This is a genomic window from Puerhibacterium puerhi, from assembly GCF_009846865.1.
GTDB lineage: Bacteria > Actinomycetota > Actinomycetes > Actinomycetales > Cellulomonadaceae > Puerhibacterium > Puerhibacterium puerhi.
In genome coordinates, this window is record NZ_WUWN01000011.1 from 57,790 (window position 1) to 82,533 (window position 24,744).

Annotated in this window: 19 protein-coding genes; all 19 read left to right on the top strand. The window is 75.2% G+C overall.

Annotation, left to right across the window (positions count from 1 at the left end; all coding sequences use genetic code 11):
• The first annotated feature begins 118 nt into the window (after positions 1 to 118).
• The 19 genes from dop (at position 119) to GSF02_RS08440 (ending at position 24,630) form a co-directional block, all read left to right on the top strand.
• Complete coding sequence (gene dop / locus GSF02_RS08350) at positions 119 to 1,813, top strand: depupylase/deamidase Dop (protein WP_159794723.1); 1,695 nt, start codon at positions 119 to 121, stop codon at positions 1,811 to 1,813.
• Between the two features lie 184 nt (positions 1,814 to 1,997).
• The gene (locus GSF02_RS08355) at positions 1,998 to 2,198 is read left to right on the top strand and encodes a ubiquitin-like protein Pup (RefSeq protein WP_069983652.1); all 201 of its coding nucleotides are present in this window, start codon (positions 1,998 to 2,000) and stop codon (positions 2,196 to 2,198) included.
• Positions 2,195 to 3,061: a proteasome subunit beta gene (gene prcB / locus GSF02_RS08360; RefSeq protein ID WP_159794656.1), complete on the top strand. Its 867-nt coding sequence runs from the start codon at positions 2,195 to 2,197 to the stop codon at positions 3,059 to 3,061. The genes GSF02_RS08355 and prcB overlap by 4 nt, the downstream gene beginning before the upstream one ends.
• On the top strand, positions 3,058 to 3,837 hold the full coding sequence (gene prcA, locus GSF02_RS08365; protein WP_159794658.1) for a proteasome subunit alpha: 780 nt from the start codon (positions 3,058 to 3,060) through the stop codon (positions 3,835 to 3,837). Before prcB ends, prcA begins: the two co-directional genes overlap by 4 nt.
• Positions 3,838 to 3,873: 36 nt before the next feature.
• Complete coding sequence (gene pafA, locus GSF02_RS08370; RefSeq protein ID WP_159794660.1) at positions 3,874 to 5,235, top strand: Pup--protein ligase; 1,362 nt, start codon at positions 3,874 to 3,876, stop codon at positions 5,233 to 5,235.
• A gap of 11 nt (positions 5,236 to 5,246) precedes the next feature.
• Positions 5,247 to 6,245 carry an FKBP-type peptidyl-prolyl cis-trans isomerase gene (locus GSF02_RS08375; protein WP_235915451.1) on the top strand — a complete coding sequence of 333 codons (999 nt, stop codon included), beginning with the start codon at positions 5,247 to 5,249 and terminating at the stop codon, positions 6,243 to 6,245.
• Between the two features lie 8 nt (positions 6,246 to 6,253).
• Positions 6,254 to 7,024 carry an imidazole glycerol phosphate synthase subunit HisF gene (hisF, locus tag GSF02_RS08380; RefSeq protein ID WP_159794662.1) on the top strand — a complete coding sequence of 257 codons (771 nt, stop codon included), beginning with the start codon at positions 6,254 to 6,256 and terminating at the stop codon, positions 7,022 to 7,024.
• A 2-nt stretch (positions 7,025 to 7,026) separates the two neighbouring features.
• On the top strand, positions 7,027 to 8,991 hold the full coding sequence (locus tag GSF02_RS08385; RefSeq protein ID WP_235915452.1) for an ABC transporter ATP-binding protein: 1,965 nt from the start codon (positions 7,027 to 7,029) through the stop codon (positions 8,989 to 8,991).
• Positions 8,988 to 10,793, top strand: coding sequence for an ABC transporter ATP-binding protein (locus GSF02_RS08390; RefSeq protein ID WP_159794664.1), 1,806 nt, complete (start codon positions 8,988 to 8,990; stop codon positions 10,791 to 10,793). Before GSF02_RS08385 ends, GSF02_RS08390 begins: the two co-directional genes overlap by 4 nt.
• Before the next feature lie 97 nt (positions 10,794 to 10,890).
• Positions 10,891 to 11,271 (top strand): phosphoribosyl-AMP cyclohydrolase, encoded by a 381-nt coding sequence (gene hisI / locus GSF02_RS08395; protein WP_159794666.1) that lies wholly within the window; start codon positions 10,891 to 10,893, stop codon positions 11,269 to 11,271.
• 101 nt (positions 11,272 to 11,372) lie between these two features.
• Entirely contained in the window at positions 11,373 to 12,995 is a 1,623-nt protein-coding gene (locus GSF02_RS08400; RefSeq protein WP_159794729.1) for an anthranilate synthase component I, read from the top strand.
• Entirely contained in the window at positions 12,992 to 13,663 is a 672-nt protein-coding gene (locus tag GSF02_RS08405) for a Trp biosynthesis-associated membrane protein (RefSeq protein ID WP_159794668.1), read from the top strand. The genes GSF02_RS08400 and GSF02_RS08405 overlap by 4 nt, the downstream gene beginning before the upstream one ends.
• A 58-nt stretch (positions 13,664 to 13,721) precedes the next feature.
• Positions 13,722 to 14,012, top strand: a complete 291-nt coding sequence (locus GSF02_RS08410) for an HGxxPAAW family protein (RefSeq protein WP_235915453.1) — start codon at positions 13,722 to 13,724, stop codon at positions 14,010 to 14,012.
• A 170-nt stretch (positions 14,013 to 14,182) separates the two neighbouring features.
• Positions 14,183 to 15,007 (top strand): indole-3-glycerol phosphate synthase TrpC, encoded by an 825-nt coding sequence (gene trpC, locus GSF02_RS08415; protein ID WP_159794670.1) that lies wholly within the window; start codon positions 14,183 to 14,185, stop codon positions 15,005 to 15,007.
• Positions 15,008 to 15,201: 194 nt separating this feature from the next.
• Positions 15,202 to 16,500: a tryptophan synthase subunit beta gene (gene trpB, locus GSF02_RS08420; RefSeq protein ID WP_235915457.1), complete on the top strand. Its 1,299-nt coding sequence runs from the start codon at positions 15,202 to 15,204 to the stop codon at positions 16,498 to 16,500.
• A gap of 92 nt (positions 16,501 to 16,592) precedes the next feature.
• A complete protein-coding gene (trpA, locus tag GSF02_RS08425; RefSeq protein WP_235915458.1) occupies positions 16,593 to 17,402 on the top strand; it encodes a tryptophan synthase subunit alpha in 810 nt (269 codons plus the stop codon).
• Complete coding sequence (gene lgt, locus GSF02_RS08430; RefSeq protein ID WP_159794674.1) at positions 17,399 to 18,484, top strand: prolipoprotein diacylglyceryl transferase; 1,086 nt, start codon at positions 17,399 to 17,401, stop codon at positions 18,482 to 18,484. The genes trpA and lgt overlap by 4 nt, the downstream gene beginning before the upstream one ends.
• A 115-nt stretch (positions 18,485 to 18,599) precedes the next feature.
• A complete protein-coding gene (gene gltB / locus GSF02_RS08435) occupies positions 18,600 to 23,171 on the top strand; it encodes a glutamate synthase large subunit (protein ID WP_159794676.1) in 4,572 nt (1,523 codons plus the stop codon).
• Positions 23,164 to 24,630, top strand: a complete 1,467-nt coding sequence (locus GSF02_RS08440) for a glutamate synthase subunit beta (RefSeq protein ID WP_159794678.1) — start codon at positions 23,164 to 23,166, stop codon at positions 24,628 to 24,630. The genes gltB and GSF02_RS08440 overlap by 8 nt, the downstream gene beginning before the upstream one ends.
• The last annotated feature ends 114 nt before the right edge of the window (positions 24,631 to 24,744 follow it).

Genomic DNA, 24,744 nt, shown 5'->3' on the forward strand with positions numbered 1-24,744 from the left:
GTCGCCGGGCCCCCTCCGCCGGGCGCGAGCCCTCCGGGGACCCGCGCGCGGCCCGTCCCGGGCCCGCCGGGACGTCACCGATGCGGACTAGGGTGGCAGCGTGAGCGTGCGTCGAGTGATGGGCATCGAGACCGAGTACGGCGTGCTGCAGCCGGGCCGGCCGGGGGCGAACCCCATGCTCCTGTCGAGCCTGGTGGTGACGACGTACCGCGCCCTGGTGGCGCGCCAGGGGGAGCGGCCCGCGGCCCGGTGGGACTACGACGACGAGGACCCGCTGTCGGACGCCCGCGGCTTCCGGCTGCAGCGTGCGTCGGCGCACCCGTCGCTGCTGACCGACGACCCGAGCCGGCCCGCGCCGTCGGGCCCCGCCGCGCGCCCCGGGGCCGCGACGTCGCCCGCGGCTCCCGCTGTGCCGCCGTCGGCCCTGGTCGGCGGGGCCGGCACGCCGCCCGGCCGGCGCCCGCGGGTCACGCCGCAGGAGCGCGCCCGCCCGGACGTCGACGAGTACGACGACCCGTCGGCGGCCAACTGCATCCTCACCAACGGCGCGCGCCTCTACGTCGACCACGCGCACCCCGAGTACTCCTCGCCCGAGGTCACGAGCCCGCTCGACGCGGTGCGCTGGGACGTCGCGGGGGAGCGCGTCATGCTCGCGGCGGCGCGCGAGCTGGCGCAGGTCCCGGGCTCCGAGGTCGCCCTGTACAAGAACAACGTCGACGGCAAGGGCGCCAGCTACGGCACCCACGAGAACTACCTCGTCGACCGCGCGCTGCCGTTCGGCGTGCTCGCCGAGCTGCTGACGCCGTTCCTCGTCACCCGGCAGGTCTTCGCGGGCTCCGGCCGGGTGGGCCTGGGCCAGACCGGTGGCGAGGCCGGGTTCCAGATGTCGCAGCGCGCCGACTACATCGAGGCCGAGGTGGGCCTCGAGACGACGCTGCGTCGCCCCATCGTCAACACCCGCGACGAGCCGCACGCCGACCGCACGCGCTGGCGGCGGCTGCACCTGATCCTCGGCGACGCGAACCTGTTCGAGGTGGCCACCTATCTCAAGCTGGGCACCACCTCGCTCGTGCTGTGGGTGCTCGAGCACCTCGACGCGCTCGCCGACGCCGGCGAGCCCGTGCGCGCCCAGCTCGCGGCGCTGCGCCTGGCCGACCCGGTCGGCGACGTGCAGCGCGTCTCGCGCGACCTGGACCTCGTCGCGAAGCTCGACCTCGCCGACGGGCGCACCATGACGGCGCTCGAGATCCAGGAGGCGTACGCCGACGTGGTGGGGCGGGCGCTGGCCGCCCTCGGCACGGACGCGGCCTCCGACGACGTGCTCGACCGGTGGCGCTCGGTGGTGGCCCGGCTGGGGCAGGACCCGGCCTCGTGCGCCCGCGAGGTGGAGTGGGTGGCCAAGCGCCGCCTGCTCGAGGGGCTGCGGCGCCGCGACCGGCTCGACTGGGACCACCCGCGCCTGCACGCGATGGACCTGCAGTGGTCGGACGTGCGCCCTGAGCGCGGCGTGTACCACCGGCTGCTGGCGAAGGGGGCGGTGGAGCGGGTCGTCGACGAGCGCCTCGTCGCGGACGCCGTGCACCACCCGCCGGTCGACACGCGCGCCTACTTCCGCGGGGAGGTCATGGCCCGCTACGCCGACGAGGTGTCCGCGGCGAGCTGGGACTCGGTCATCTTCGACGTCGCCGACGACTCCGCGCTGCAGCGCGTGCCCATGCTGGACCCCCTGCGGGGCACCCGCGCCAACGTCGGCACGCTGCTGGACGCCAGCCCCGACGCGGCCGCGCTGCTGCGGGGCCTGCGCGGCGAGTGAGCGCGCACGTGCGCGACCGGGCGAACGGGCAGGTGAGGCGGCTCGGCGGGGCCGCGGCGGACCATTCCGCTGTGGGCGCACGCGCCGCTGACGCGCAGGTGCCGCCCCGGCGCATAGGGTGACTTCAGATCGAGGCACGACCGGGGCGCTCGCGGGCGACACCCGGAGCGAATGGGAGGCGACGATGGCCGGCACCGAACGCATCAACCCGCAGCACGACGACCGCAGGCCGGACGACGACGGCGACGACGTCCCCGCGCCCGCCGCGCCGGCGGCCTCGGACAGGGACGCCGAGGTCGACGAGCTGCTCGACGAGATCGACGACGTCCTGGAGTCGAACGCCGAGCAGTTCGTGCGCGGCTTCGTCCAGAAGGGCGGCCAGTGAATCCGGCGAACCCCGCGCAGGCCTCCGGGCGGCTGCCGGACGCGTTCCTGCGTCCGGGGTCGTCGTCGTTCGTCGACTTCGTGGCCGAGCACGTGCCCGACCTGCTGCCCGGGCGGCGCCTGGTGGCGCAGGGCGCGGGCGGGGCCGGGGCCGGCGGGGTCGCGCCGCACGCCACGACCATCGTGGCGCTGACCTTCGGCGCGCCCGGCGCGGGTCCCACCGGCGTCGTGATGGCGGGCGACCGCCGCGCCACGATGGGCAACATGATCGCCAGCCGGGAGATCGAGAAGGTCTTCCCGGCGGACGAGTACTCCGCGGTGGGCATCGCCGGGTCGGCGGGCATCGCCGTCGAGCTCGTGCGCCTGTTCCAGCTGGAGCTCGAGCACTACGAGAAGATCGAGGGCTCGCTGCTGTCGCTCGACGGCAAGGCCAACCGCCTGTCGACGATGCTGCGCAGCAACCTGCCGCTCGCGCTGCAGGGCCTGGCCGTGGTGCCGCTGTTCGCGGGCTACGACCTCGACCGCGGGACCGGGCGGATCTTCAGCTACGACGTGACCGGCGGGCGCTACGAGGAGCACGACCACCACTCGGTGGGCTCCGGCTCGGTGTTCGCCCGCGGGTCGCTGAAGAAGCTGTGGCGGCCCGGACTGGACGGCGACGCCGCCGTGCGGGTGGCGGTCGAGGCCCTGTACGACGCGGCGGACGACGACAGCGCCACGGGCGGCCCCGACGCGGTGCGCCGGATCTGGCCGGTCGTCGCGACCGTCAGCGCCGAGGGGTACCGCCGCGTCGCGGACGCGCGGCTGGAGGAGATCGCCGACGCCATCGTCGCCGAGCGCCGAGCAGGAGGTGCGCGCGCATGACCATGCCGTTCTACGTCTCGCCCGAGCAGCTGATGAAGGACCGGGCGGACTTCGCCCGCAAGGGCATCGCCCGCGGCCGGTCCGTCGTCGTGCTCGCCTACGACGACGGCATCCTCTTCGCCACCGAGAACCCCTCGCGCGCGCTGCACAAGATCTCGGAGATCTACGACCGCATCGCCTTCGCGGCGGTGGGCAAGTACAACGAGTTCGAGAACCTGCGCGTGGCCGGCGTGCGGTACGCCGACCTGCGCGGCTACAGCTACGACCGCGCCGACGTGACCGCGCGGGGCCTGGCCAACGCGTACGCCCAGACGCTGGGCACGGTGTTCACCACCGAGTCCAAGCCGCTCGAGGTCGAGCTGGTCGTGGCCGAGGTGGGCGCGACGCCGGCGGAGGACCAGGTCTACCGGCTGAGCTACGACGGGTCGGTGGCCGACGAGCACGGGTACGTCGTCATGGGCGGGCAGGCCGAGCAGCTCGGCTCGCGCGTGGCCGACGCGTGGCGCGCCGGCCTGTCGCTGGCCGAGGTGCTGCGCCTGGCGGTGCGGACGCTCGGCGCGGTGGGCGTCGACGGCCAGGTGCTGGCCGCCGGGTCCGAGCGCGAGCTGACGCCCAACCAGCTCGAGGTGGCGGTGCTCGACCGCTCGCGCGCGCGGCGCGCGTTCCGGCGCCTGCAGGGCGCCGCGCTGGCCGACCTGCTCGGGGTCGGGCACGGCACGCAGGACGCCGGGACGACGGGCGCCGCCGGCGGCGACGACGTCCCGGACGAGGGCTGACAGGCGGCCCGAGGGCACCGACGAGGGAGGCCGGCCATGGAACGCAGGATCTTCGGGCTCGAGACGGAGTACGGCGTCACGTGCGCCGCGCCCGACGGGCGTGGTCTGAGCGCGGACGAGGTGGCGCGCTACCTGTTCCGCAAGGTGGTGGCGTGGGGCCGCTCGTCCAACGTGTTCCTGCGCAACGGGTCGCGGCTGTACCTCGACGTCGGCTCCCACCCGGAGTACGCGACTGCCGAGTGCGACGACGTGCGCCAGCTGGTCACGTACGACAAGGGTGGCGAGCGCATCCTCGAGGGCCTGGTGGCGGACGCCCAGCAGCGGCTCGCCCACGAGGGCCTGCCGGGCACCGTGCACCTGTTCAAGAACAACACGGACTCCGCGGGCAACTCCTACGGCTGCCACGAGAACTACCTCGTGCGCCGCCAGGGCGACTTCGCCCGCCTCAGCGAGATCCTCGTGCCGTTCCTCATCACCCGGCAGGTGCTCGTGGGCGCCGGCAAGGTGCTCGCCACCCCGCGCGGGGCGGTCTACTGCCTGTCGCAGCGGGCCGACCACATCTGGGAGGCCGTGTCCTCGGCGACCACGCGCTCGCGCCCGATCATCAACACGCGCGACGAGCCGCACGCCGACGCCGAGTCCTACCGCCGGCTGCACGTGATCGTCGGCGACTCCTCGATGGCCGAGCCGACGACGATGCTCAAGGTCGGCGCGACGGACCTGGTGCTGCGGCTCGTCGAGGCCGGCGTGCCGATGCGCGACCTGTCCCTGGAGAACCCGATCCGGGCGATCCGCGAGATCAGCCACGACCGCACCGGCACGCACCCCGTGCAGCTGGCGGACGGGCGCACCATGTCGGCCGTCGACATCCAGACCGAGTACTTCCTGCGCGCGCGGGAGTACGTGGACGCCCACCTGGACCCGTCACCGGTGACCAAGCAGGTGCTCGACCTGTGGGAGCGCGGGCTGCGCGCGATCGCCACGGGCGACCTGTCCCTGGTCGAGCGCGAGCTCGACTGGGTGATCAAGCTGCGGCTCATCGAGCGCTACCGGGCCAAGCACGGCCTCGAGCTCGACGACCCCCGGATCGCGCGGCTCGACCTGGCCTACCACGACATCTCGCGCACCGAGGGCCTGTACAACATGCTCGCGGCGCGCGGCCTGGTCGACCGGGTCACCACCGACGTCGAGATCTTCGAGTCGACGGCGGTGCCGCCGCCCACCACGCGCGCCAAGCTGCGCGGCGACTTCGTGCGCGCCGCGCAGGAGGCCCGCCGCGACTACACGGTCGACTGGGTGCACCTGAAGCTCAACGACCAGGCCCAGCGCACCGTGCTGTGCAAGGACCCGTTCCGCAGCGTCGACGAGCGCGTGGACCGGCTCATCGAGAGCATGTGACACTCGTCGGCGTGCCCGGCCCCGCTCGTCGCTCTGCGTCCCACCGCCAGTCCCACCGCCAGTCCCACCGCCAGTCCCAGCCCCGGTCCCGCCGCCGGCTCCTCGCCCTGCTCCTCGCCCCGCTGCTCGCGCTGCTGACGGCCTGCGGCCCCGGCGGCGACGCCGACCCGGCCGCCTCCGCCTCGGCCGCCGCCGTGCAGGTCACGGGCCAGGAGGGCGAGCCGCCGCAGGTCGAGCTCGACGGGCCCGTGCGGGTCACCGCGCCGGAGACCCGCACCGTCTGGCCGGGCACGGGCGCGGCGCTCGAGGAGGGCGGACCGGTGCTGCTGCACCTGTACGCCCAGGACGGGCGCGACGGCTCCGTGCTGAAGAACACCTACCGGGACGCCCCCGAGTGGCGCACCATGAGCGTCGAGTCGCTGGGCGCCAACCTCCACGAGGCCCTCGCGGGCGCCCGCGTCGGGGCGCGGTTGCTCCACCTCGAGCAGGACGAGGGCGTGCCGGTGGTGCTCGTGGTCGACGTGCTGCCCACCCGCGCCGACGGCGACCCCGTCGAGCCGGCCGAGGGGCTGCCCGCCGTGGAGACCGACGACGACGGCGCCCCGACCGTCACGGTGCCGCAGGACGCCACCCCGCCCGACGACCTCGTCGTGCAGCCGCTCGTGCGCGGCACGGGCCCGCAGGTCGAGGTCGGCCAGGTGGTCACCGTCCGGTTCACCGGCGTGCGCTGGGGCGACGGGACGGTGTTCGACACCACCTGGAGCGAGGGCGAGCCCCCCCAGTCCGCCACGATCGGCGTCGGCCAGGTGATCGAGGGCTGGGACCAGGGGCTGCTCGAGCAGACGGTCGGCTCGCGGGTGATGCTCGTGGTGCCCCCGTCGCTCGGCTACGGTGGGACCGCCAGCGAGCTCGCGGACGAGACCCTCGTGTACGTCGTGGACATCCTCGACGCGCACCAGCAGGTCACCGCGGAGCAGCAGCAACCGTCCGCGTCGCCCACCGAAGGGTAGTCATCAGCATGTCCGTCGCCGTCCGGGTGATCCCGTGCCTCGACGTCGACGCCGGCCGCGTCGTCAAGGGCGTCAACTTCGCGAACCTGCGCGACGCCGGCGACCCGGTCGAGCTCGCCGCGCGCTACGACGCCGAGGGCGCCGACGAGGTCACGTTCCTCGACGTGTCCGCCTCCTCCGGCGGGCGCGAGACCATGGTCGACGTCGTGCGCCGCACCGCCGAGCAGGTGTTCGTGCCGCTGACCGTCGGCGGCGGGGTGCGCAGCACCGACGACGTCGACCGCCTGCTGCGCGCCGGCGCCGACAAGGTGGGCGTCAACACGGCCGCGATCGCGCGGCCCGAGCTCATCGCCGAGATCGCCGACCGGTTCGGCTCCCAGGTGCTCACCCTCAGCGTCGACGCGCGCCGCGTCACCGGCGGCACCGTCACGGAGTCGGGCTTCGAGGTGACCACCCACGGCGGCCGCCGCGGCACCGGCATCGACGCCGTGGAGTGGGCCGAGCGCGCCGCCCGCCTGGGCGCCGGCGAGATCCTGCTCAACTCGATGGACGCCGACGGCACCACCGCCGGGTTCGACCTGGAGATGCTCGCCGCCGTGCGCTCGCGGGTGCAGGTGCCGCTGATCGCCTCGGGCGGGGCGGGGGAGCCGGAGCACTTCGTGGCCGCCGCGCAGGCGGGCGCCGACGCCGTGCTCGCGGCCAGCGTGTTCCACTTCGGCACCCTCACGGTCGGGCAGGTCAAGGACGCGATGCGCGCCGCCGGCGTCGAGGTGCGCTGAGCGTGGCCCGAGCCGGCCTGGCGGACCTGCCGGGCGAGCCCGCCCGCCCCGTCGCGCTGACGGGCTCGCGGCTGCGCCGCTCGCTGCAGCTCGTCGGCCGCGGCATCGCCGCCGACCCCTGGGTCTACGTCCTGGCCATCGGCTTCTCGTCGCTGTTCGGCGCCGCCACGGTGGCCGTCTCGCGCGCCGTCGGGTGGGCCACGGACGCGGTCGTCGTCCCGGCGATCGCCGGCGACGCCGCCGCCCGCGGGCGGATCTGGCAGGCCGGGCTCGTGCTGGCCGCCGTGGCGCTCACCCTGGCCGTCAGCGTGTGGGGCCGGCGGGTGTGGGCGGGCTGGGGCTACGTCGACGTCGGCGCGCTGCACCGGCGCCGGCTGGCCGCCGCCTACCTGCGCCTGCCCATGTCGTGGCACCGGGCGCACCCGGCCGGCCAGCTGCTCGCCCACGCGAGCTCCGACGTCGAGGCCGCCACCGGCGTGTTCAACTCCGTGCCCTTCGCCCTGGGCGTCGTGGTGATGATCGTCGTGGCCACCGTGATGCTGCTGGCCGTCGACCCGTGGCTGGCCGCCGCGGCGCTCGTCGTGATCCCGCTGACCGTCGTGGCGAACATCGTGTTCCAGCGGTACATGACGCCCGCCGTCACCCGCGCCCAGCAGCTGCGCGGCGAGGTCGCCGACGTCGCCCACGAGAGCTTCGAGGCGGCGCTGCTGGTCAAGTCCCTCGGCACCGCCGACCGCGAGGAGGAGCGCTTCGCGGCGCGCACCGACGAGCTGCGCGCCGCCAACGTGCGGGCGGGGAGCGTGCGGGCGGTGTTCGACCCGGTCATCGACACGCTGCCGAACCTCGGCACGCTGCTCGTGCTCGGCGTCGGCGTGTGGCGCGCCGGCGCCGGCGCGGTGGACGCCGGCGACGTCGTCACCGCCGGCTACCTGCTCACCGTCATGGCGGTGCCGGTGCGCGCCTTCGGCTGGGTGCTCGGCGAGCTGCCGCGCGGCCTCGTGGGCTACGAGCGCATCGCCCGCGTCGTCGACCACCGCGGCGCGCTGCGCCCCGGCGACGCCGCGCTGCCGCGCCGCGCCGGCGGCCTGGCCGTGCGGCTCGAGGCCGTCGGCGTCGACGTGCCCGGCCCGGCCGGGCGCACCACCACGCTGCTCGACGGCGTCGACCTGGACGTCGCGCCGGGCAGCACCGTCGCCGTCGTCGGCCCCACGGGCGCCGGCAAGACGACGCTGGTCTCGCTGCTGTCGCGCCTGTCCGACCCGACGCGCGGGCGCGTGCTGCTCGACGGCACGGACGTGCGCACGCTGGCCGCCGGCGAGATCCCGGCGCAGGTGGCGCTCGTGACCCAGCAGACGTTCGTCTTCGAGGACACCGTGCGCGGCAACGTCACGCTGGCCGACCCGGGCGAGCCCGCGCCGTCCGACGACGAGGTGTGGGCGGCGCTGCGGCTCGCGCGGCTCGACGAGGTCGTCCGCGGGCTGCCGGGCGGCCTGGACGCGCCGCTGGGCGAGCGCGGCGCCAACCTCTCCGGCGGCCAGCGCCAGCGCCTCGCCGTGGCCCGCGCCCTCGTGCGCCGCCCGCGCCTGCTCGTGCTGGACGACGCCACGTCGGCCGTCGACCCGCGCGTCGAGCAGCAGATCCTCGCCGGCCTCGCCGAGGCCGGCGCCTCCGGCGAGGCGCCCACCGTCGTCATGGTCGCCTACCGGATGTCGTCGGTCGCGCTCGCCGACGCCGTCGTGCACCTCGACGGCGGCCGCGTGGTCGACACCGGCACGCACGCCGAGCTGCTCGCGCGCGACCCGGGCTACCGCGCGATCGCGACGGCGTACGAGGCCGAGGCCGCCCGCCGGGCGCGGGAGGTCGCCGACGCGGCCGACGCCGAGGCCCTCGGGTCCCTGGCGGCGCAGGAGACCGACGCGGCCGCGGAGGCCGTCCGCACCGACGAGGCCGCCGAGGAGGTCCGATGAGCACGCCCGCGTCGGCGTCGATCGCGTCGGCCAGCACGCTCGGCGTGCTGGCCACCCTGCGCCGCGGGGTGCAGATCAGCCCGCAGATCGTCCAGGGCATCGGGTGGACGCTGGCGCTCGCCGTGCTCGCGGCGGTGGGGCGCGTCGTCGTGCCCGTGGCCGTGCAGCGCACGGTCGACGACGGGGTGCTGGCCGCCGGCGGGCCCGACGTCGGGCGCGTGGCCGCGCTGGCGGGGCTGGCCGCGCTCGCCGTGCTGGGCGCCGCGGTGTGCTCCGCGCTGGTCAACGTGCGCCTCGTCAGCCGCACCGAGGCGGGCCTCGCGGCGCTGCGCGTGCGGGCGTTCCGGCACGTGCACGACCTGGCCGCGCTCACGCAGGGCACCGAGCGGCGCGGATCGCTCGTCTCGCGGGTCACCAGCGACGTCGACACCATCTCGCTGTTCGTGCAGTGGGGCGGCATCATGCTGCTCGTCTCCACGCTGCAGCTGCTGGTCGCCAGCGCGCTGATGCTCGTCTACTCGTGGCAGCTCACGCTCGTGGTGTGGGCCTGCTTCGTGCCGCTGTACCTGATCCTGCGGTTCGCGCAGAAGCACGTGAACGCCGCCTACACGCGGGTGCGCGAGCGGGTCGGCGCGATGCTCGCCGCCGTCTCCGAGGCCGTGGTCGGCGCGGAGGCGGTGCGGGCCTACGGCGTCGGCGCGCGCACCGGCCGCCGCGTCGGGGCCGCCGTCGAGTCCACCCGCCGCGCCCAGGGACGCGCCCAGCTCCTCGTGGCGTCGTCGTTCTCGAGCGGCACGCTGGTGTCCAACCTCGCCCTCGCCGCCGTCGTGGTGGTCGGCGCCCACCTGGGCGTCGGCGGCGCGCTGACCGCCGGGCAGGTGGTGGCGTTCCTCTTCCTCGTCCAGCTGTTCACCGGCCCGGTGCAGATGGCCACCGAGATCCTCAACGAGCTGCAGAACGCCGTCGCCGGCTGGCGCCGGGTGCTGGCCGTCGTGGAGACCCCGGTCGACGTGGCCGAGGCGCCCGACGCCGTCGCCTCCCCGCGCGGGCCGGCCCACGTGGAGCTGCGCGGCGTGCGGTTCGGCTACCCCGGCGGCCCGGAGGTGCTGCACGGCGTGGACCTCGTGCTGCCGGCCCGGGCCAAGGTCGCCGTGGTCGGGCAGACCGGCTCGGGCAAGACGACGATCGCCAAGCTCGTCACCCGCCTCATGGATCCCACCGCCGGGCAGGTGCTGCTCGACGGCGTGGACCTGCGCCGGGTCACCCTCGCCTCGCTGCGCGAGCGGGTGGTGCTCGTGCCGCAGGAGGGGTTCCTCTTCGACGGCACGGTCGCCGACAACGCCGCCTACGGCCTGCGCGAGGCCGGCCTGCCCGCCGAGGCCGTGCGCGCGCGGGTGAGCGACGCGTTCGCCGCGCTCGGCCTGACCGACTGGCTCGCCGACCTGCCGGCCGGGCTCGACACGCCCGTCGGGCAGCGCGGCGAGGCCCTCAGCGCGGGGGAGCGGCAGCTCGTCGCCATCGCGCGCGCCTACCTCGCCGCGCCGGACCTGCTCGTGCTCGACGAGGCCACGTCCGCCGTCGACCCGGCCACCGAGGTCCGCATCGCCCGCGCCCTCGACTCGCTGACCACCGGCCGCACGACCATCACCATCGCCCACCGCCTCTCGACGGCCGAGGCCAGCGACCTCGTCGTCGTGGTCGACGCCGGGCACGTCGTCGAGGTCGGCCCGCACGCCGAGCTGGCGGCCGCCGGCGGGGTCTACGCCCGCATGCACGCGAGCTGGGTGGCGCAGACCCGCTGACCGGCCCCTGCCGATCCCGCCCGCCGCTGCCGGTCCCGCCGGGTGCGGTGCGTGGCGCGCGGGGTCGGCACGGGGCCTGGCGTGGGAGGATGGCAGGGTGCCTGACACCGCCCTCGACCCGCAGATCGCCGCCCGCCTCAAGCGTGACGAGCACGGCCTCGTGGCCGCGATCGTGCAGCAGCACGACACCCGTGAGGTCCTCATGCTCGGCTGGATGGACGACGAGGCCCTCCGCCGCACGCTGACCACCGGCCGCGTGACCTTCTGGTCGCGCTCGCGGCAGGAGTACTGGCGCAAGGGCGACACCTCCGGGCACGTGCAGTGGGTCAAGGGCGTGTCCATCGACTGCGACGGCGACGCGCTGCTCGTCGAGGTCGACCAGGTGGGCGCCGCGTGCCACACCGGCGCGCGCACGTGCTTCCTGGCCGGCGGCGAGCTGCCCGCCGTGGTCGGCGAGCCCGCGGAGGTGGAGGCGTGAGCGCCGCGACCCCGACCACCTCCCCGACCACCTCTTCGACCGCAGCCCCGACCGCAGCCCCGACCGCCGCCCCGGGCGCGGCCCCGGCCGACGAGGTCCGCCTGCCCGCCGACCTGCCCTGGGGCGCCACCTGGCCGGACCTGCCGACGTTCCGGACGCTCGCCCGCGACCGCCGGGTGATCCCCGTGGTGCGCCGCGTGCTGGCCGACGACGCCACCCCCGTGGGCCTGTACCGCGCCCTGGCGCACGGCCGCCCGGGCACGTTCGTGCTGGAGTCCGCCGACGCCTCGGGCGCCTGGTCGCGCTGGTCGTTCGTCGGCGTCGCGTCGCGCGCCCAGCTCACGGCCCGCGACGGGCAGGCGGTGTGGACGGGGGACGTGCCCGCCGGCATCCCCACCTCGGGCGACGTCGTCGACGTGCTCGAGGCGACGCTCGAGGCGCTGCGCACCCCGCCGGTCGCCGGCCTGCCGCCGCTGACGGGCGGCATGGCGGGCGCGGTGGGCTGGGACGCCGTGCGCCACTGGGAGCCCACCCTGCCCGCCACCGCGCCCGACGAGCTCGGCGCCCCGGAGCTCGCGCTGTGCCTGGCCACCGACCTGCTCGCGATCGACCACCACACCGGCGCCGTCTGGCTCGTGGCCAACGCGATCAACATGGACGACACCGACGAGCGTGTCGACGAGGCGCACGCGGACGCCGTCGCGCGCCTCGACGCCCTCGCCGCGCGGCTGGCCGCGCCCGCGCCGCGCGTGGCCACCGTGCTGCGCGACGACGCCGCCGAGCCCGAGCTCGAGTTCCGCTCGACGCGCGCGGAGTTCGAGGAGGCGGTGGCCGCCGGCAAGGAGGCCATCCGCGACGGCGAGGTCTTCCAGGTCGTGCTGTCCCAGCGGCTCGACCTCGACTGCCCGGCCGACCCGCTGGACGTCTACCGGGCGCTGCGGACCATCAACCCGAGCCCGTACATGTACTACTTCCACCTGACCGACCCCCAGGGCCGGGACTTCCAGGTGGTGGGCTCGAGCCCCGAGACGCTGGTCAAGGTCGACGCCGGCCACGTGACGACCTACCCCATCGCCGGCTCCCGCCCGCGCGGCGCCACGGTGGAGGAGGACGTCGCGCTGGCCGAGGAGCTGTACGCCGACCCCAAGGAGCGCGCCGAGCACCTCATGCTCGTGGACCTCTCGCGCAACGACCTGGTCAAGGTGTGCCAGCCGACCACCGTCGAGGTCGTCGAGTTCATGGTCCTGCGCCGGTTCAGCCACATCATGCACCTGTGCTCCACGGTGGTCGGGCGGCTGCGCCCGGGCCGCACGGCCCTGGACACGCTGCGGGCGACGTTCCCCGCCGGGACGCTCTCCGGGGCGCCCAAGCCGCGCGCCATCGCGCTGATCGACGAGCTCGAGCCGGCCTCGCGCGGCATCTACGGCGGCACGGTCGGCTACCTCGACTTCGGCGGCAACATGGACATGGCCATCGCGATCCGCACCGCGTTCGTGCGCGACGGGCGCGCCTCGGTCCAGGCCGGCGGCGGCATCGTCGCCGACTCGGTGCCGGCGCTCGAGTACGCCGAGTCGCGCAACAAGGCCGCGGCGGCCGTGCGGGCCGTGCAGCTCGCCGCCCGGTTCGCGCGCCTCGGCGCCGACGGCGCGGCCGAGCCGGCCGCGGCGGTCGCGGAGGGACCTGGCGCGGGCGGACCTGAGGGACGCAGGGGGGCCGGCGCATGAGCGGCGCCCTGACCCGCGCCCTGACCCGCGCACAGGCCACCTGGGCCGTCGTCCTGCTCGGCGGCGCCGCGCTGGCGACCGCCGCGCCGGTGTGGGTGCGCTCGCAGGTCGCGACGGCGCTCGACCCGCACGTCGCGGTGACGGTCACCGGCACGGACGCCGCACCCGCGATCGGCGCCGGGGCGCTGGTCCTCGTGGCCGCGGGCCTCGCCCTCGCGCTGGGCGGCCGGGTCGCCCGGTGGGTGGTGCTCGTCGTCGCCGCCGGGGCGGGCGTGCTGGTGACCGCGTCGGCGCTCACCGTCGCCACGGACCCCCGGCCGGCGGCGGTCGCGGGGGCGAGCGAGACGGCCGGCGTGACCGACCTCACCGCCCCCGTCTCGCTGGCGGTGTGGCCCTGGCTCACCGCCGCCGTCGGCGTCCTGGCGGTCGTCGTCGCGCTGCTCGCCGCGGTCGCCTCCCGCGGCTGGAGCGCGACGTCCGGCCGGCACGAGCGCGCGGGCGCGACCGCCGGCGCGCCGGCAGGCGCCGCCGCCGGCAGCGCGCCCACGGGCGCGGACGCCGCGGAGCCGGCGGCGGCCGACGGGGAGCCGGGCGACGAGGGCGACGTCGACGCCCACGACGCGTGGGACGCGCTCACCCGCGGCACCGATCCCACGGCGGACCGCTAGGCTGGTCCCGCCGACGCCAACCAGCACGGGCACCCATCAGCACGTCACGAAAGGCCCCATGACCACCATGGCCGAGAACACGAACGAGTACGCCTACCTGCCCCCGGCCGCGCCGCACCACAACGAGGGCAAGACGGTCGCGTCCTGGACCGCCATGGCGGGCGTCACCGTCGGCGCGCTGATCTCCGCGATCGCCGTCGTCCTCGCGTCGGTCGTGCTGTTCGTCGTGGGCCTGGTCGTCATCGCGGTCGCGCTGGTCGTCGGGCTCGTGCTGCGTCGGATGGGCCTCGGCCAGCCGGACCCCGAGCCGGTCGCCGGCGGCGGCCCGCGCCAGCGCCCCCAGCGCTGAGCCGGCGAGCCTCGCACCGCGCCCGACGGCGCCCGACCGCAGCGGTCGGGCGCCGTCGTCGTCTCACCGCTCGGAGGGTGGTCAAGGTCACCCCGGCGCGGGCCCTACGATGGTCCGTGTCGGCACGGCCGGCAGGATCCGGTACGTTCACGACGGGGGAGGGGGCCAGCATGACGGTCCTGGAGGACATCGTCGCGGGAGTCCGCGAGGACCTCGCCGCGCGCCAGGCGGCCACGCCGCTCGACGTGCTCAAGGAGCGCGCCGCGCGCGCCGCGGGCGCCCTCGAGGTCGTCAGCCGGCTGCGCGCGCAGGACGCGGTGGCCGTGATCGCCGAGGTGAAGCGCTCCAGCCCCAGCAAGGGCTCGCTCGCCTCGATCTCCGACCCGGCCGCCCTGGCGCAGGAGTACGCCGGGGGCGGCGCCAGCGTCATCTCCGTGCTCACCGAGCAGCGGCGGTTCGGCGGCAGCCTCGCCGACCTGGACGCGGTGCGCGCCAAGGTCGACGTCCCGGTGCTGCGCAAGGACTTCGTGGTCACGCCGTACCAGGTCTGGGAGGCCCGCGCGCACGGCGCCGACGTCGTCCTGCTCATCGTCGCCGCGCTCGAGCAGACGGTGCTCACCTCGCTGGTCGAGCGCGTGCACTCCCTGGGCATGACCGCGCTGGTCGAGGCCCACACCGCCGACGAGGTGCGCCGGGCGCTCGACGCCGGCGCCCGGGTCGTGGGCGTCAACGCCCGCGACCTCAAGACGCTCCAGGTGGACCGGTCGGTCTTCGCGCGCCTCGCGCCGCTCATCCCCGACGACGTCGTCCGCGTCGCCGAGTCCGGCGTGCGCGGGCCGCACGACGTCATGGACTACGCGCGGGCCGGCGCCCACGCCGTGCTCGTGGGCGAGGCGCTCGTCACCGGGGACGCGCCGCGCCGCTCGGTCGCCGACCTCGTGGCCGCGGGCCAGCACCCGGCCCTGTGGTCCGTGCGGCCGGCCGCGCACTCCTGACGGCCCGCCGCGCCCCGGACGCCGCGGACCCGGACGTCCCGTCCAGCCCGCTGCGCCCCACCGACCCGCGCCCCCACCCGCGCCCCACCCACCGCATGGAAGGGAAGGTCCCCGTGCCCTCGACCGACCCGCACGCCACCGGCTCGCCGACGCCGGTCAGCGACGCGCTCTCCGACACCCTGGCCCACCAGGTCCTGGGCGAGCACCCCGACGACCCGGTCGAGGCCGCCGCGACCCGCCTGGCCGACCAGCACGGGCCGTACTTCGGCCAGTTCGGCGGCCGCTTCGTGCCCGAGGCGCTGTACGCCGCGCTGGACGAGCTCGAGACGGAGTACCGCAAGGCGCTCGACGACCCGGAGTTCCGGGCCGAGCTGGCCCGGCTGCACCGGGAGTACACCGGCCGGCCCTCCCCGCTGACCGAGGTGCCCCGGTTCGCCCGGCACGCCGGCGGGCAGCGGGTGTTCCTCAAGCGCGAGGACCTCAACCACACCGGCTCGCACAAGATCAACAACGTGCTGGGCCAGGCGCTGCTCGTGAAGCGGATGGGCAAGACGCGGGTCATTGCCGAGACCGGCGCCGGCCAGCACGGCGTCGCCACGGCGACGGCCGCCGCCCTGCTCGATCTCGAGTGCGTCGTGTACATGGGCGAGGAGGACACCCGGCGCCAGGCCCTCAACGTGGCCCGCATGCGGCTGCTCGGGGCGGAGGTCGTGCCCGTGCAGATCGGCTCGCGCACGCTCAAGGACGCCATCAACGAGGCGCTGCGCGACTGGGTCGCCAACGTCGAGAGCACCCACTACCTGCTCGGCACGGTCACCGGGCCGCACCCGTTCCCCGAGATGGTGCGCGAGTTCCACCGCATCATCGGCGAGGAGGCGCGCGAGCAGGTGCTCGAGCGCACCGGCCGGCTGCCCGACGTCGTCGCCGCGTGCGTCGGCGGCGGCTCCAACGCCCTCGGGCTGTTCAACGCCTTCCTCGACGACCCCGACGTCGCCCTGTACGGCTTCGAGGCCGGCGGCGAGGGCGTCGACTCCGGCCGGCACGCCGCCCGGTTCTCCGGCGGCGCGCCCGGCGTGCTGCACGGCGCCCGCTCCTACCTGCTGCAGGACGCCGACGGCCAGACGCTGCCGAGCCACTCCGTCTCCGCGGGGCTCGACTACCCGAGCGTCGGCCCGGCCCACGCGTGGCTGCACGACCTCGGTCGCGCGACCTACCGCCCGGTGACCGACGACGAGGCCATGGAGGCCTTCCGGCTGCTGTGCCGGACCGAGGGCATCATCCCGGCGATCGAGTCGGCGCACGCCCTCGCCGGCGCGATGCAGGTGGGCCGCGAGCTCGCCGCGGCGGGGGAGCGCGACAAGGTGATCGTCGTGAACCTGTCCGGCCGCGGCGACAAGGACGTGGCCACCGCGGCGCGGTGGTTCGGCCTGCTCGAGACGGGCGAGGGCCCGGACGCCGACGTCGACCCGCTGACCACGGAGGGGGACCTGTGAGCACTCCCGCGATCCCGGCCCAGAGCCCCGCCCCGGCGACCACGCCGGCTGCCGCGCCGGCCGACGCCCCGCGCTCGCGCACCGCGGCGCGCATCGAGGAGCTGCGCGCGGCCGGCCGGCCCGCGCTCGTGGGCTACCTGCCGGTCGGCTTCCCGACGCCCGAGCGGTCGATCGAGGCCGTGAAGGCCATGGTCGACGCCGGCGTCGACGTCGTCGAGCTCGGCATCCCGTACACCGACCCCGTGATGGACGGCCCGGTGATCCAGCGCGCCGCCGAGCAGGCGCTGGCCGCCGGCACCCGCGTGGCCGACGTCTTCCGCGTCGTGCGCGCGGTGACCGAGCACGCCCCGCACGTGCCGGTGCTGGTCATGACCTACTGGAACCCCGTGCTGCGCTACGGCGTCGACGCCTTCGCCCGCGACCTCGCGGCCGCCGGCGGCGCCGGCCTCATCACGCCGGACCTCGTCCCCGACGAGGGCGCCGAGTGGATCGCCGCCGCGGACGCCCACGGGCTGGACAAGGTGTTCCTCGTGGCGCCCAGCTCGACGACCGAGCGGCTGCGCCTGACCGCTGCCGCGTCGCGCGGCTTCGTCTACGCCGCCTCGACCATGGGGGTCACGGGCGTGCGCGCCCGGGTGGGCGACCGCGCCGAGCAGCTGGTCGCGGACACCCGCGCCGCCGGCGCCCCGCGCGTGTGCGTGGGCCTGGGCGTGTCGAACGGCGAGCAGGCCGCCCAGGTCGGCGCCTTCGCCGACGGCGTCATCGTCGGCTCGGCCTTCGTGCGCCCGCTGCTCGGCGACGAGCCGTGGGAGCGCCGGCTCGACGCCGTGCGTGCGGTCGCGGCGGACCTCGCCGCCGGCGTCGCCCGCGCGCGGGCCCCCCACGGCGGGGGCGCGGCGTGACGGGCCTCGCGGCCACCGGGTTCGCGTCGCTCGGCGCCGTCGTCCCGACCGCCATCCCGAGCCCGCCCGAGCACACGTGGTACCTCGGCGGGTTCCCCGTGCGCGCCTACGCCCTGGCGATCCTCGCCGGCATCGTGCTCGCGGTCTGGATCACCTCGCGCCGGTTCGTGCGCCGCACGGCTGGCGGCACCGCCGACGACGTCCTCGAGATCGCCTTCTGGGCGGTGCCGTTCGGCATCGTGGGCGGGCGGCTGTACCACGTCATCACGACGCCGGACCCCTACTGGGGCCCCGGCGGCGACCCCGTCAAGGCGCTCTACGTCTGGGAAGGCGGCCTGGGCATCTGGGGCGCCGTGGCGCTCGGCGCCGTCGGCGCCTACATCGGGTGCCGGCGCCAGAACATCCGCATGCCCGTGTTCGCCGACGCCATCGCGCCGGCGCTGCTGGTGGCGCAGGCGGTCGGGCGCCTGGGCAACTGGTTCAACCAGGAGCTGTTCGGCGCGCCCACGACCCTGCCGTGGGGCCTGCGCATCGACGCTGCCTACCTGCCCCTCGACCCCGCGACCGGCCTGCGGTACGCCGAGGGGACGCTCTTTCATCCCACGTTCCTCTACGAGCTGCTGTGGAACCTCGCCATGGCCGCGGCCATCGTCTGGGTAGACAGACGGTTCAGGCTCGGTCATGGTCGCGTATTCTGGCTCTACGTCGTGCTCTACACCCTGGGCCGCGGCTGGATCGAGGCGCTGCGCATCGACACTGCCGAGCACGTCCTGGGGCTCCGGCTCAACGTGTGGACGTCGATCGTGGTAGGGCTCGGTGCTCTGGCAGCATTCGTCGTCATCGGACGCCTGCGGCCCGGTCGTGAGACCGACGCACGCCGCGAGCCGGGGCAGGACACCCCGGACGCGACCCCCGAGACGGCCACCGACCCGGCCCTCGTCGTGAGCGCGGGGACCGCGGGCGCGGAGCCGGCAGCCGACGACAGCACGAGACACGTCGACGCGAAAGACGTCGAGGAGAAGGACGACCAACGCTCCGCGGAGGCCGCCGGGCCCGACCCCGGCACGGCGGCCCGCGCCTGACGCGGACCCGGGAGACACCCGGGGCCGCCACCTGACCGACGGGCCGACGGCGTCCCGACCAGCTTGACCGAGGAAGTCGCGCCCGGGGGACCGGGCGCACGTGAGGACGGTGTTGATGACCACGCCGCAGCTTCGTGGCGCCGTGCCCGGCGCGCAGGGCCTCTACGACCCTGCCGCCGAGCACGACGCGTGCGGTGTCGCCTTCGTGGCGACGCTCCGCGGGACGCCCGGACGGGACATCGTCGACGCGGGCCTGACCGCGCTGCTGAACCTGGACCACCGTGGGGCCGTGGGCGCCGAGGAGAGCTCGGGCGACGGTGCCGGGATCCTGACCCAGATCCCGGACGCGTTCGTCCGGGACGTCGTGGGCGTCGACCTGCCGCCGGCCGGGCACTACGCCATCGGCATGGCGTTCCTGCCGCAGGACGTCGACGAGGCGGACGCCGTCGCGCGCCGCGTCGACGAGATCGCGGCCGAGGAGAAGCTCGACGTGCTGGCGTGGCGCGACGTGCCGGTCACGGCCGACCTGGTCGGCCCGACGGCGCGCGCCTCCATGCCGCTGTTCCGCCAGCTCGTCCTGGCCGACCCGGCCCGCGAGCTGTCGGGCCTGGAGCTCGACCGCCGCGCCTACCGCGTGCGCAAGCGCGCCCTGAACGAGCTGGGCCTGTACTTCGCGTCGCTGTCCGCGCGCACCATCACGTACAAGGGCATGCTCACCACGGCGCAGCTCGAGCCGTTCTTCGCGGACCTGTCGGACCCGCGGTACGCCTCCGAGATCGCGCTGGTGCACTCGCGGTTCTCCACCAACACGTTCCCGTCCTGGCCGCTGGCGCAGCCGTTCCGGCTCATCGCCCACAACGGTGAGATCAACACGGTGCGCGGCAACCGCAACTGGATGTCGGCGCGCGAGGGCACGCTGGCGAGCGAGGAGCTGGGCGACCTGGCGCCGCTGATGCCGGTGTGCACCGAGGGCGCCAGCGACTCGGCGAGCTTCGACGAGGTGCTCGAGCTGCTGCACCTCGGCGGCCGCTCGCTGCCGCACGCCGTGCTGATGATGGTGCCCGAGGCGTGGGAGAACCACGCCGAGATGGACGCCGCCCGCCGAGCGTTCTACGCCTACCACGCCAACCTCATCGAGCCGTGGGACGGCCCCGCGTGCCTCACCTTCACCGACGGCACGCTCATCGGCGCGGTGCTCGACCGCAACGGCCTGCGCCCGGGGCGCTACTGGGTGACCGAGGACGGCCTGGTCGTGCTGGCCTCCGAGTCGGGCGTGCTCGACATCGACCCGGCCACCGTGGTGCGCAAGGGCCGGCTGGAGCCGGGCCGGATGTTCCTGGTGGACACCGGCGCGGGCCGGATCGTGGAGGACGACGAGATCAAGGGCCAGCTCGCCGCCCAGCGCCCGTACGCGCAGTGGGTCGCCGAGCAGCAGATCTCGCTGGAGTCCCTGCCCGAGCGCGAGCACGTGGCGCACAGCCCCGCGTCCGTCCAGCGGCGCCAGCGCGCGTTCGGCTACACGGACGAGGAGCTGAAGGTCATCCTCAGCCCCATGGCGAACTCGGGCGCCGAGCCCCTCGGCGCGATGGGCTCGGACACGCCGATCGCCGTGCTGTCCAAGCGCCCGCGGCTGCTGTTCGACTACTTCACCCAGATGTTCGCACAGGTGACGAACCCGCCGCTGGACGCCATCCGCGAGGAGCTCGTCACCTCGCTCGGCGGCGCCATCGGCCCGGAGCCGAACCTGCTGAGCGACACCCCGGAGCACGCGCGCAAGCTCGTGCTGCCGTTCCCGGTGCTCGACAACGACCAGCTGGCCAAGATCGTGCGCATCGACCGTGACGAGCGGCTCGAGGGCGTCTTCCGCGCCGTGCAGGTCCGCGGCCTGTACGACGTGGGCGGCGGCGGCGCCGCCCTGCAGCGGCGGCTCGAGGAGATCTTCGCCGAGGTCGACGCCGAGATCGCCGCCGGTGCCACGCACATCGTGCTGTCGGACCGCGACTCGAACTCCGAGCTCGCGCCGATCCCGTCGCTGCTGCTGACCTCGGCGGTGCACCACCACCTGCTGCGCCAGCACACCCGCACGAAGATCTCGCTCGTCGTCGAGGCCGGCGACGTGCGCGAGGTGCACCACGTCGCGCTGCTCATCGGTTACGGCGCGGCGGCGGTCAACCCGTACCTCGCGATGGAGACCGTCGAGGACCTCGCGCGCCGCGGCTACCTCACCGTCGACCCCGCCACCGCCGTCGCCCACCTCATCAAGGCGCTCGGCAAGGGCGTGCTCAAGGTGATGAGCAAGATGGGCATCTCGACGATCATGTCCTACCGCGGGGCGCAGATCTTCGAGGCCGTCGGCCTGTCCCAGGAGCTCGTCGACGACTACTTCACCGGCACCACCAGCCGGCTTGGCGGCGTCGGGCTCGACGTCATCGCCGCCGAGGTGGCCGCGCGCCACGCCGAGGCCTACCCGCGCTCGGGCAACCACCGCCCGCACCAGCGGCTCACCTCCGGCGGCGAGTACCAGTGGCGCCGCGACGGCGAGGAGCACCTGTTCGACCCCGAGACGGTGTTCCGCCTGCAGCACTCGACCCGCTCGGGCCGGATGGACATCTTCCGGCAGTACACCCGCCGGGTGGACGAGCAGTCGCGCCGCCTGATGACCCTGCGCGGCCTGCTGCGGTTCAACCCCGAGCGCGAGCCGATCCCCGTCGAGGAGGTCGAGCCGGTCAGCGAGATCGTCAAGCGGTTCAACACCGGCGCGATGTCCTACGGGTCCATCTCCGCCGAGGCCCACGAGACGCTCGCGATCGCGATGAACCGCCTCGGCGGCCGCTCGAACACCGGCGAGGGCGGCGAGCACCCCGAGCGCCTGTACGACCCGGAGCGACGCTCGAAGGTCAAGCAGGTCGCCTCGGGCCGGTTCGGCGTCACGAGCGAGTACCTGACGCAGGCCGACGACATCCAGATCAAGCTCGCCCAGGGCGCCAAGCCCGGCGAGGGCGGCCAGCTGCCGCCGTCGAAGGTGTACCCGTGGGTGGCCGAGGTGCGCCACTCCACGCCCGGCGTGGGGCTCATCTCGCCCCCGCCGCACCACGACATCTACTCGATCGAGGACCTGGCGCAGCTGATCCACGACCTGAAGAACGCCAACCCGACCGCGCGCATCCACGTCAAGCTCGTCTCCGAGTTCGGCGTGGGCACGGTCGCGGCCGGCGTCTCCAAGGCGCACGCGGACGTGGTGCTCATCTCCGGGCACGACGGCGGCACCGGCGCGTCCCCGCTGACGAGCCTCAAGCACGCCGGCACGCCGTGGGAGATCGGCCTCGCCGAGACCCAGCAGACGCTCGTGCTCAACGACCTGCGCGACCGCATCACGGTGCAGGTCGACGGGCAGATGAAGACCGGGCGCGACGTCGTCGTGGCCGCGCTGCTCGGCGCCGAGGAGTTCGGCTTCGCCACGGCACCGATGGTGGTCTCGGGCTGCATCATGATGCGCGTGTGCCACCTGGACACCTGCCCGGTCGGCGTGGCCACGCAGAACCCCGAGCTGCGCAAGCGGTTCACGGGAAAGCCCGAGTTCGTCGTGAACTTCTTCGAGTTCATCGCCCAGGAGGTGCGCGAGCACCTCGCCTCGCTCGGCTTCCGCTCCCTCGACGAGGCCGTCGGCCAGGTGCAGGTGCTCGACACCCGCAAGGCCGTCGACCACTGGAAGGCCCAGGGGCTCGACCTCGGGCCGGTGCTCGAGCGGCCGCAGCCGCTGCCGGGCTCCGCGCTGCGCAAGGTCAAGGACCAGGACCACGGCCTCGCCAAGGCGCTGGACAACCAGCTGCTCGAGCTGGCCCGCCCGGCGCTCGAGGAGGGCACCCCGGTGCGCATCGAGCTGCCGGTGCGCAACGTCAACCGCACGGTCGGCACGATGCTCGGCCACGAGGTGACGCGGCGCTACCGCGGCGCCGGCCTGCCCGACGGGACGATCGACGTGACGCTCACCGGCTCGGCGGGCCAGTCCTTCGGCGCGTTCGTGCCGCGGGGCATCACGCTGCGCCTGTTCGGCGACGCGAACGACTACGTCGGCAAGGGCCTGTCCGGCGGCCGGATCGTCGTGCGGCCGGACCGCGCGGCGGTGCTCGAGGGCGCGGCGAACGTCATCGCCGGCAACGTCATCGGCTACGGCGCCACGTCGGGCGAGATCTTCCTGCGCGGCCGGGTCGGCGAGCGGTTCGCCGTGCGCAACTCCGGCGCGACGCTCGTCGTCGAGGGCGTGGGCGACCACGCGTGCGAGTACATGACGGGCGGCACCGTGCTGGTGCTCGGCCCGACCGGGCGCAACCTCGGCGCCGGCATGTCCGGCGGCACCGCCTACGTGCTGGACCTGCGCCCGCAGGCGATGAACTCCGCGGCGGTGGCCTCCGGCGAGCTGGCGGTCGGGGCGCTCGACGACGCCGACTGGGACGTCGTCGCGACGCTCCTGCGCCGGCACGCCGAGGAGACCGGGTCGAACGCGGCCGCCGAGCTGCTGGCCGACCCCGACGCGGCGCGCGCCCGGTTCTCCCGGGTGCTGCCGACGGGCTGGGCACGCGTGCGCGACGCGCTGGCCGAGGCCGCCGCCGAGGGCCAGGGCATGGTGGGCGACGACGCCTGGGACGAGAACGTGTGGGACCGGATCATGGAGGTGGCTCGTGGCTGACCCGCGGGGTTTCCTGAAGGTACGCGAGCGGGAGCTGCCGCCGAGCCGACCCGTCGAGGTGCGCCTGCGGGACTGGAAGGACGTGCACGCCCACCTGGAGGAGGGCCAGCCGTTCCTCAAGGAGCAGGCGGGGCGCTGCATGGACTGCGGCATCCCGTTCTGCCACCAGGGCTGCCCGCTGGGCAACCTCATCCCGGAGTGGAACGACCTGGTCTGGCGCGGCCAGTGGGCCGACGCCATCGAGCGGCTGCACGCGACGAACAACTTCCCGGAGTTCACGGGGCGCGTGTGCCCCGCGCCGTGCGAGTCGGCGTGCGTACTGGGCATCAACCAGCCGGCGGTGACGATCAAGAACGTCGAGGTCTCGATCATCGACGAGGCGTTCGCCCGCGGCCTGGTGACGCCGCAGGTGCCGCAGCGCCTGACGGGCACGACGATCGCCGTCGTCGGCTCGGGCCCCGCGGGCCTGGCCGCCGCCCAGCAGCTGACGCGCGCCGGGCACACGGTCGTGGTGTACGAGCGCGACGACGCCATCGGCGGCCTGCTGCGCTACGGCATCCCGGACTTCAAGATGGAGAAGCACCACATCGACCGCCGCCTGGCGCAGATGGAGGCCGAGGGCACCCGGTTCCGCCCGGGCGTCGAGATCGGCAGGGACATCACCTGGGACGCGCTGCGCCGCCGGTTCGACGCGGTGGTCGTGGCCACCGGCGCGACGGTGCCGCGCGACCTGGCGCTGCCGGGCCGCGAGCTGGACGGGATCCACTTCGCCATGGACTTCCTGACCCCCGCCAACAAGGCGGCGGCGGGGCAGCCGGTCGAGGGCGCGCCGTCGGCCGAGGGCAAGCACGTCGTCATCATCGGCGGCGGCGACACCGGCTCCGACTGCCTGGGCACCTCGCTGCGCCAGGGCGCCGCGAGCGTGACCACGCTGGCCATCGGCAAGAAGCCGCCGCTCGAGCGCACGGCCGACCAGCCCTGGCCCACCGACCCGATCCTGTTCGAGGTCTCCTCCTCCCACGAGGAGGGCGGCGAGCGCGCGTACCTGGCCTCGACCGTCGAGTTCGTGGGCGACGACGCCGGGCGCGTGCGCGCGCTGAAGGTCGCCGAGACCGAGTACCTCGCCGACGGGCGCCGCGTGCCCAAGGCGGGCACGGAGCGCGAGATCCCCGCGGACCTCGTGCTGATCGCCATGGGCTTCACCGGCCCCGAGACGGGCGCGCTCGTCGAGCAGACGGGCACCGAGCTCACGAGCCGGGGCCTGGTGCGCCGCGACGACGACTACGCCACGTCCCTGCCCGGCGTGTTCGTCGCCGGTGACGCCGGACGCGGCCAGTCGCTCATCGTGTGGGCGATCGCGGAGGGCCGCGCCTGCGCGGCCGCCGTCGACGCCTACCTCCAGGGCTCGACGGAGCTGCCCGCCCCCGTCGGGCCGCGGACGGTGGCGCTGAGAGCATGAGCACACCGGCGGGCGTCGTCGCAGGTTAGGCGGCAGGCGCCCGCCGGGGGGAAGATGACCTGGGCGCCGTCCCGGACGGCGCGCACGACAGCGGCCACCTCGGGTGGCCGGCAG

Excerpts from the sequence above, each read along its gene's own strand:
- dop (WP_159794723.1), top strand. The coding sequence starts at position 119 with ATGGGCATCGAGACCGAGTACGGCGTGCTGCAGCCGGGCCGGCCGGGG.
- GSF02_RS08355 (WP_069983652.1), top strand. The coding sequence starts at position 1,998 with ATGGCCGGCACCGAACGCATCAACCCGCAGCACGACGACCGCAGGCCG.
- prcA (WP_159794658.1), top strand. The coding sequence starts at position 3,058 with ATGACCATGCCGTTCTACGTCTCGCCCGAGCAGCTGATGAAGGACCGG.
- pafA (WP_159794660.1), top strand. The coding sequence starts at position 3,874 with ATGGAACGCAGGATCTTCGGGCTCGAGACGGAGTACGGCGTCACGTGC.
- hisF (WP_159794662.1), top strand. The coding sequence starts at position 6,254 with ATGTCCGTCGCCGTCCGGGTGATCCCGTGCCTCGACGTCGACGCCGGC.
- GSF02_RS08390 (WP_159794664.1), top strand. The coding sequence starts at position 8,988 with ATGAGCACGCCCGCGTCGGCGTCGATCGCGTCGGCCAGCACGCTCGGC.
- GSF02_RS08405 (WP_159794668.1), top strand. The coding sequence starts at position 12,992 with ATGAGCGGCGCCCTGACCCGCGCCCTGACCCGCGCACAGGCCACCTGG.
- GSF02_RS08410 (WP_235915453.1), top strand. The coding sequence starts at position 13,722 with ATGACCACCATGGCCGAGAACACGAACGAGTACGCCTACCTGCCCCCG.
- trpC (WP_159794670.1), top strand. The coding sequence starts at position 14,183 with ATGACGGTCCTGGAGGACATCGTCGCGGGAGTCCGCGAGGACCTCGCC.
- gltB (WP_159794676.1), top strand. The coding sequence starts at position 18,600 with ATGACCACGCCGCAGCTTCGTGGCGCCGTGCCCGGCGCGCAGGGCCTC.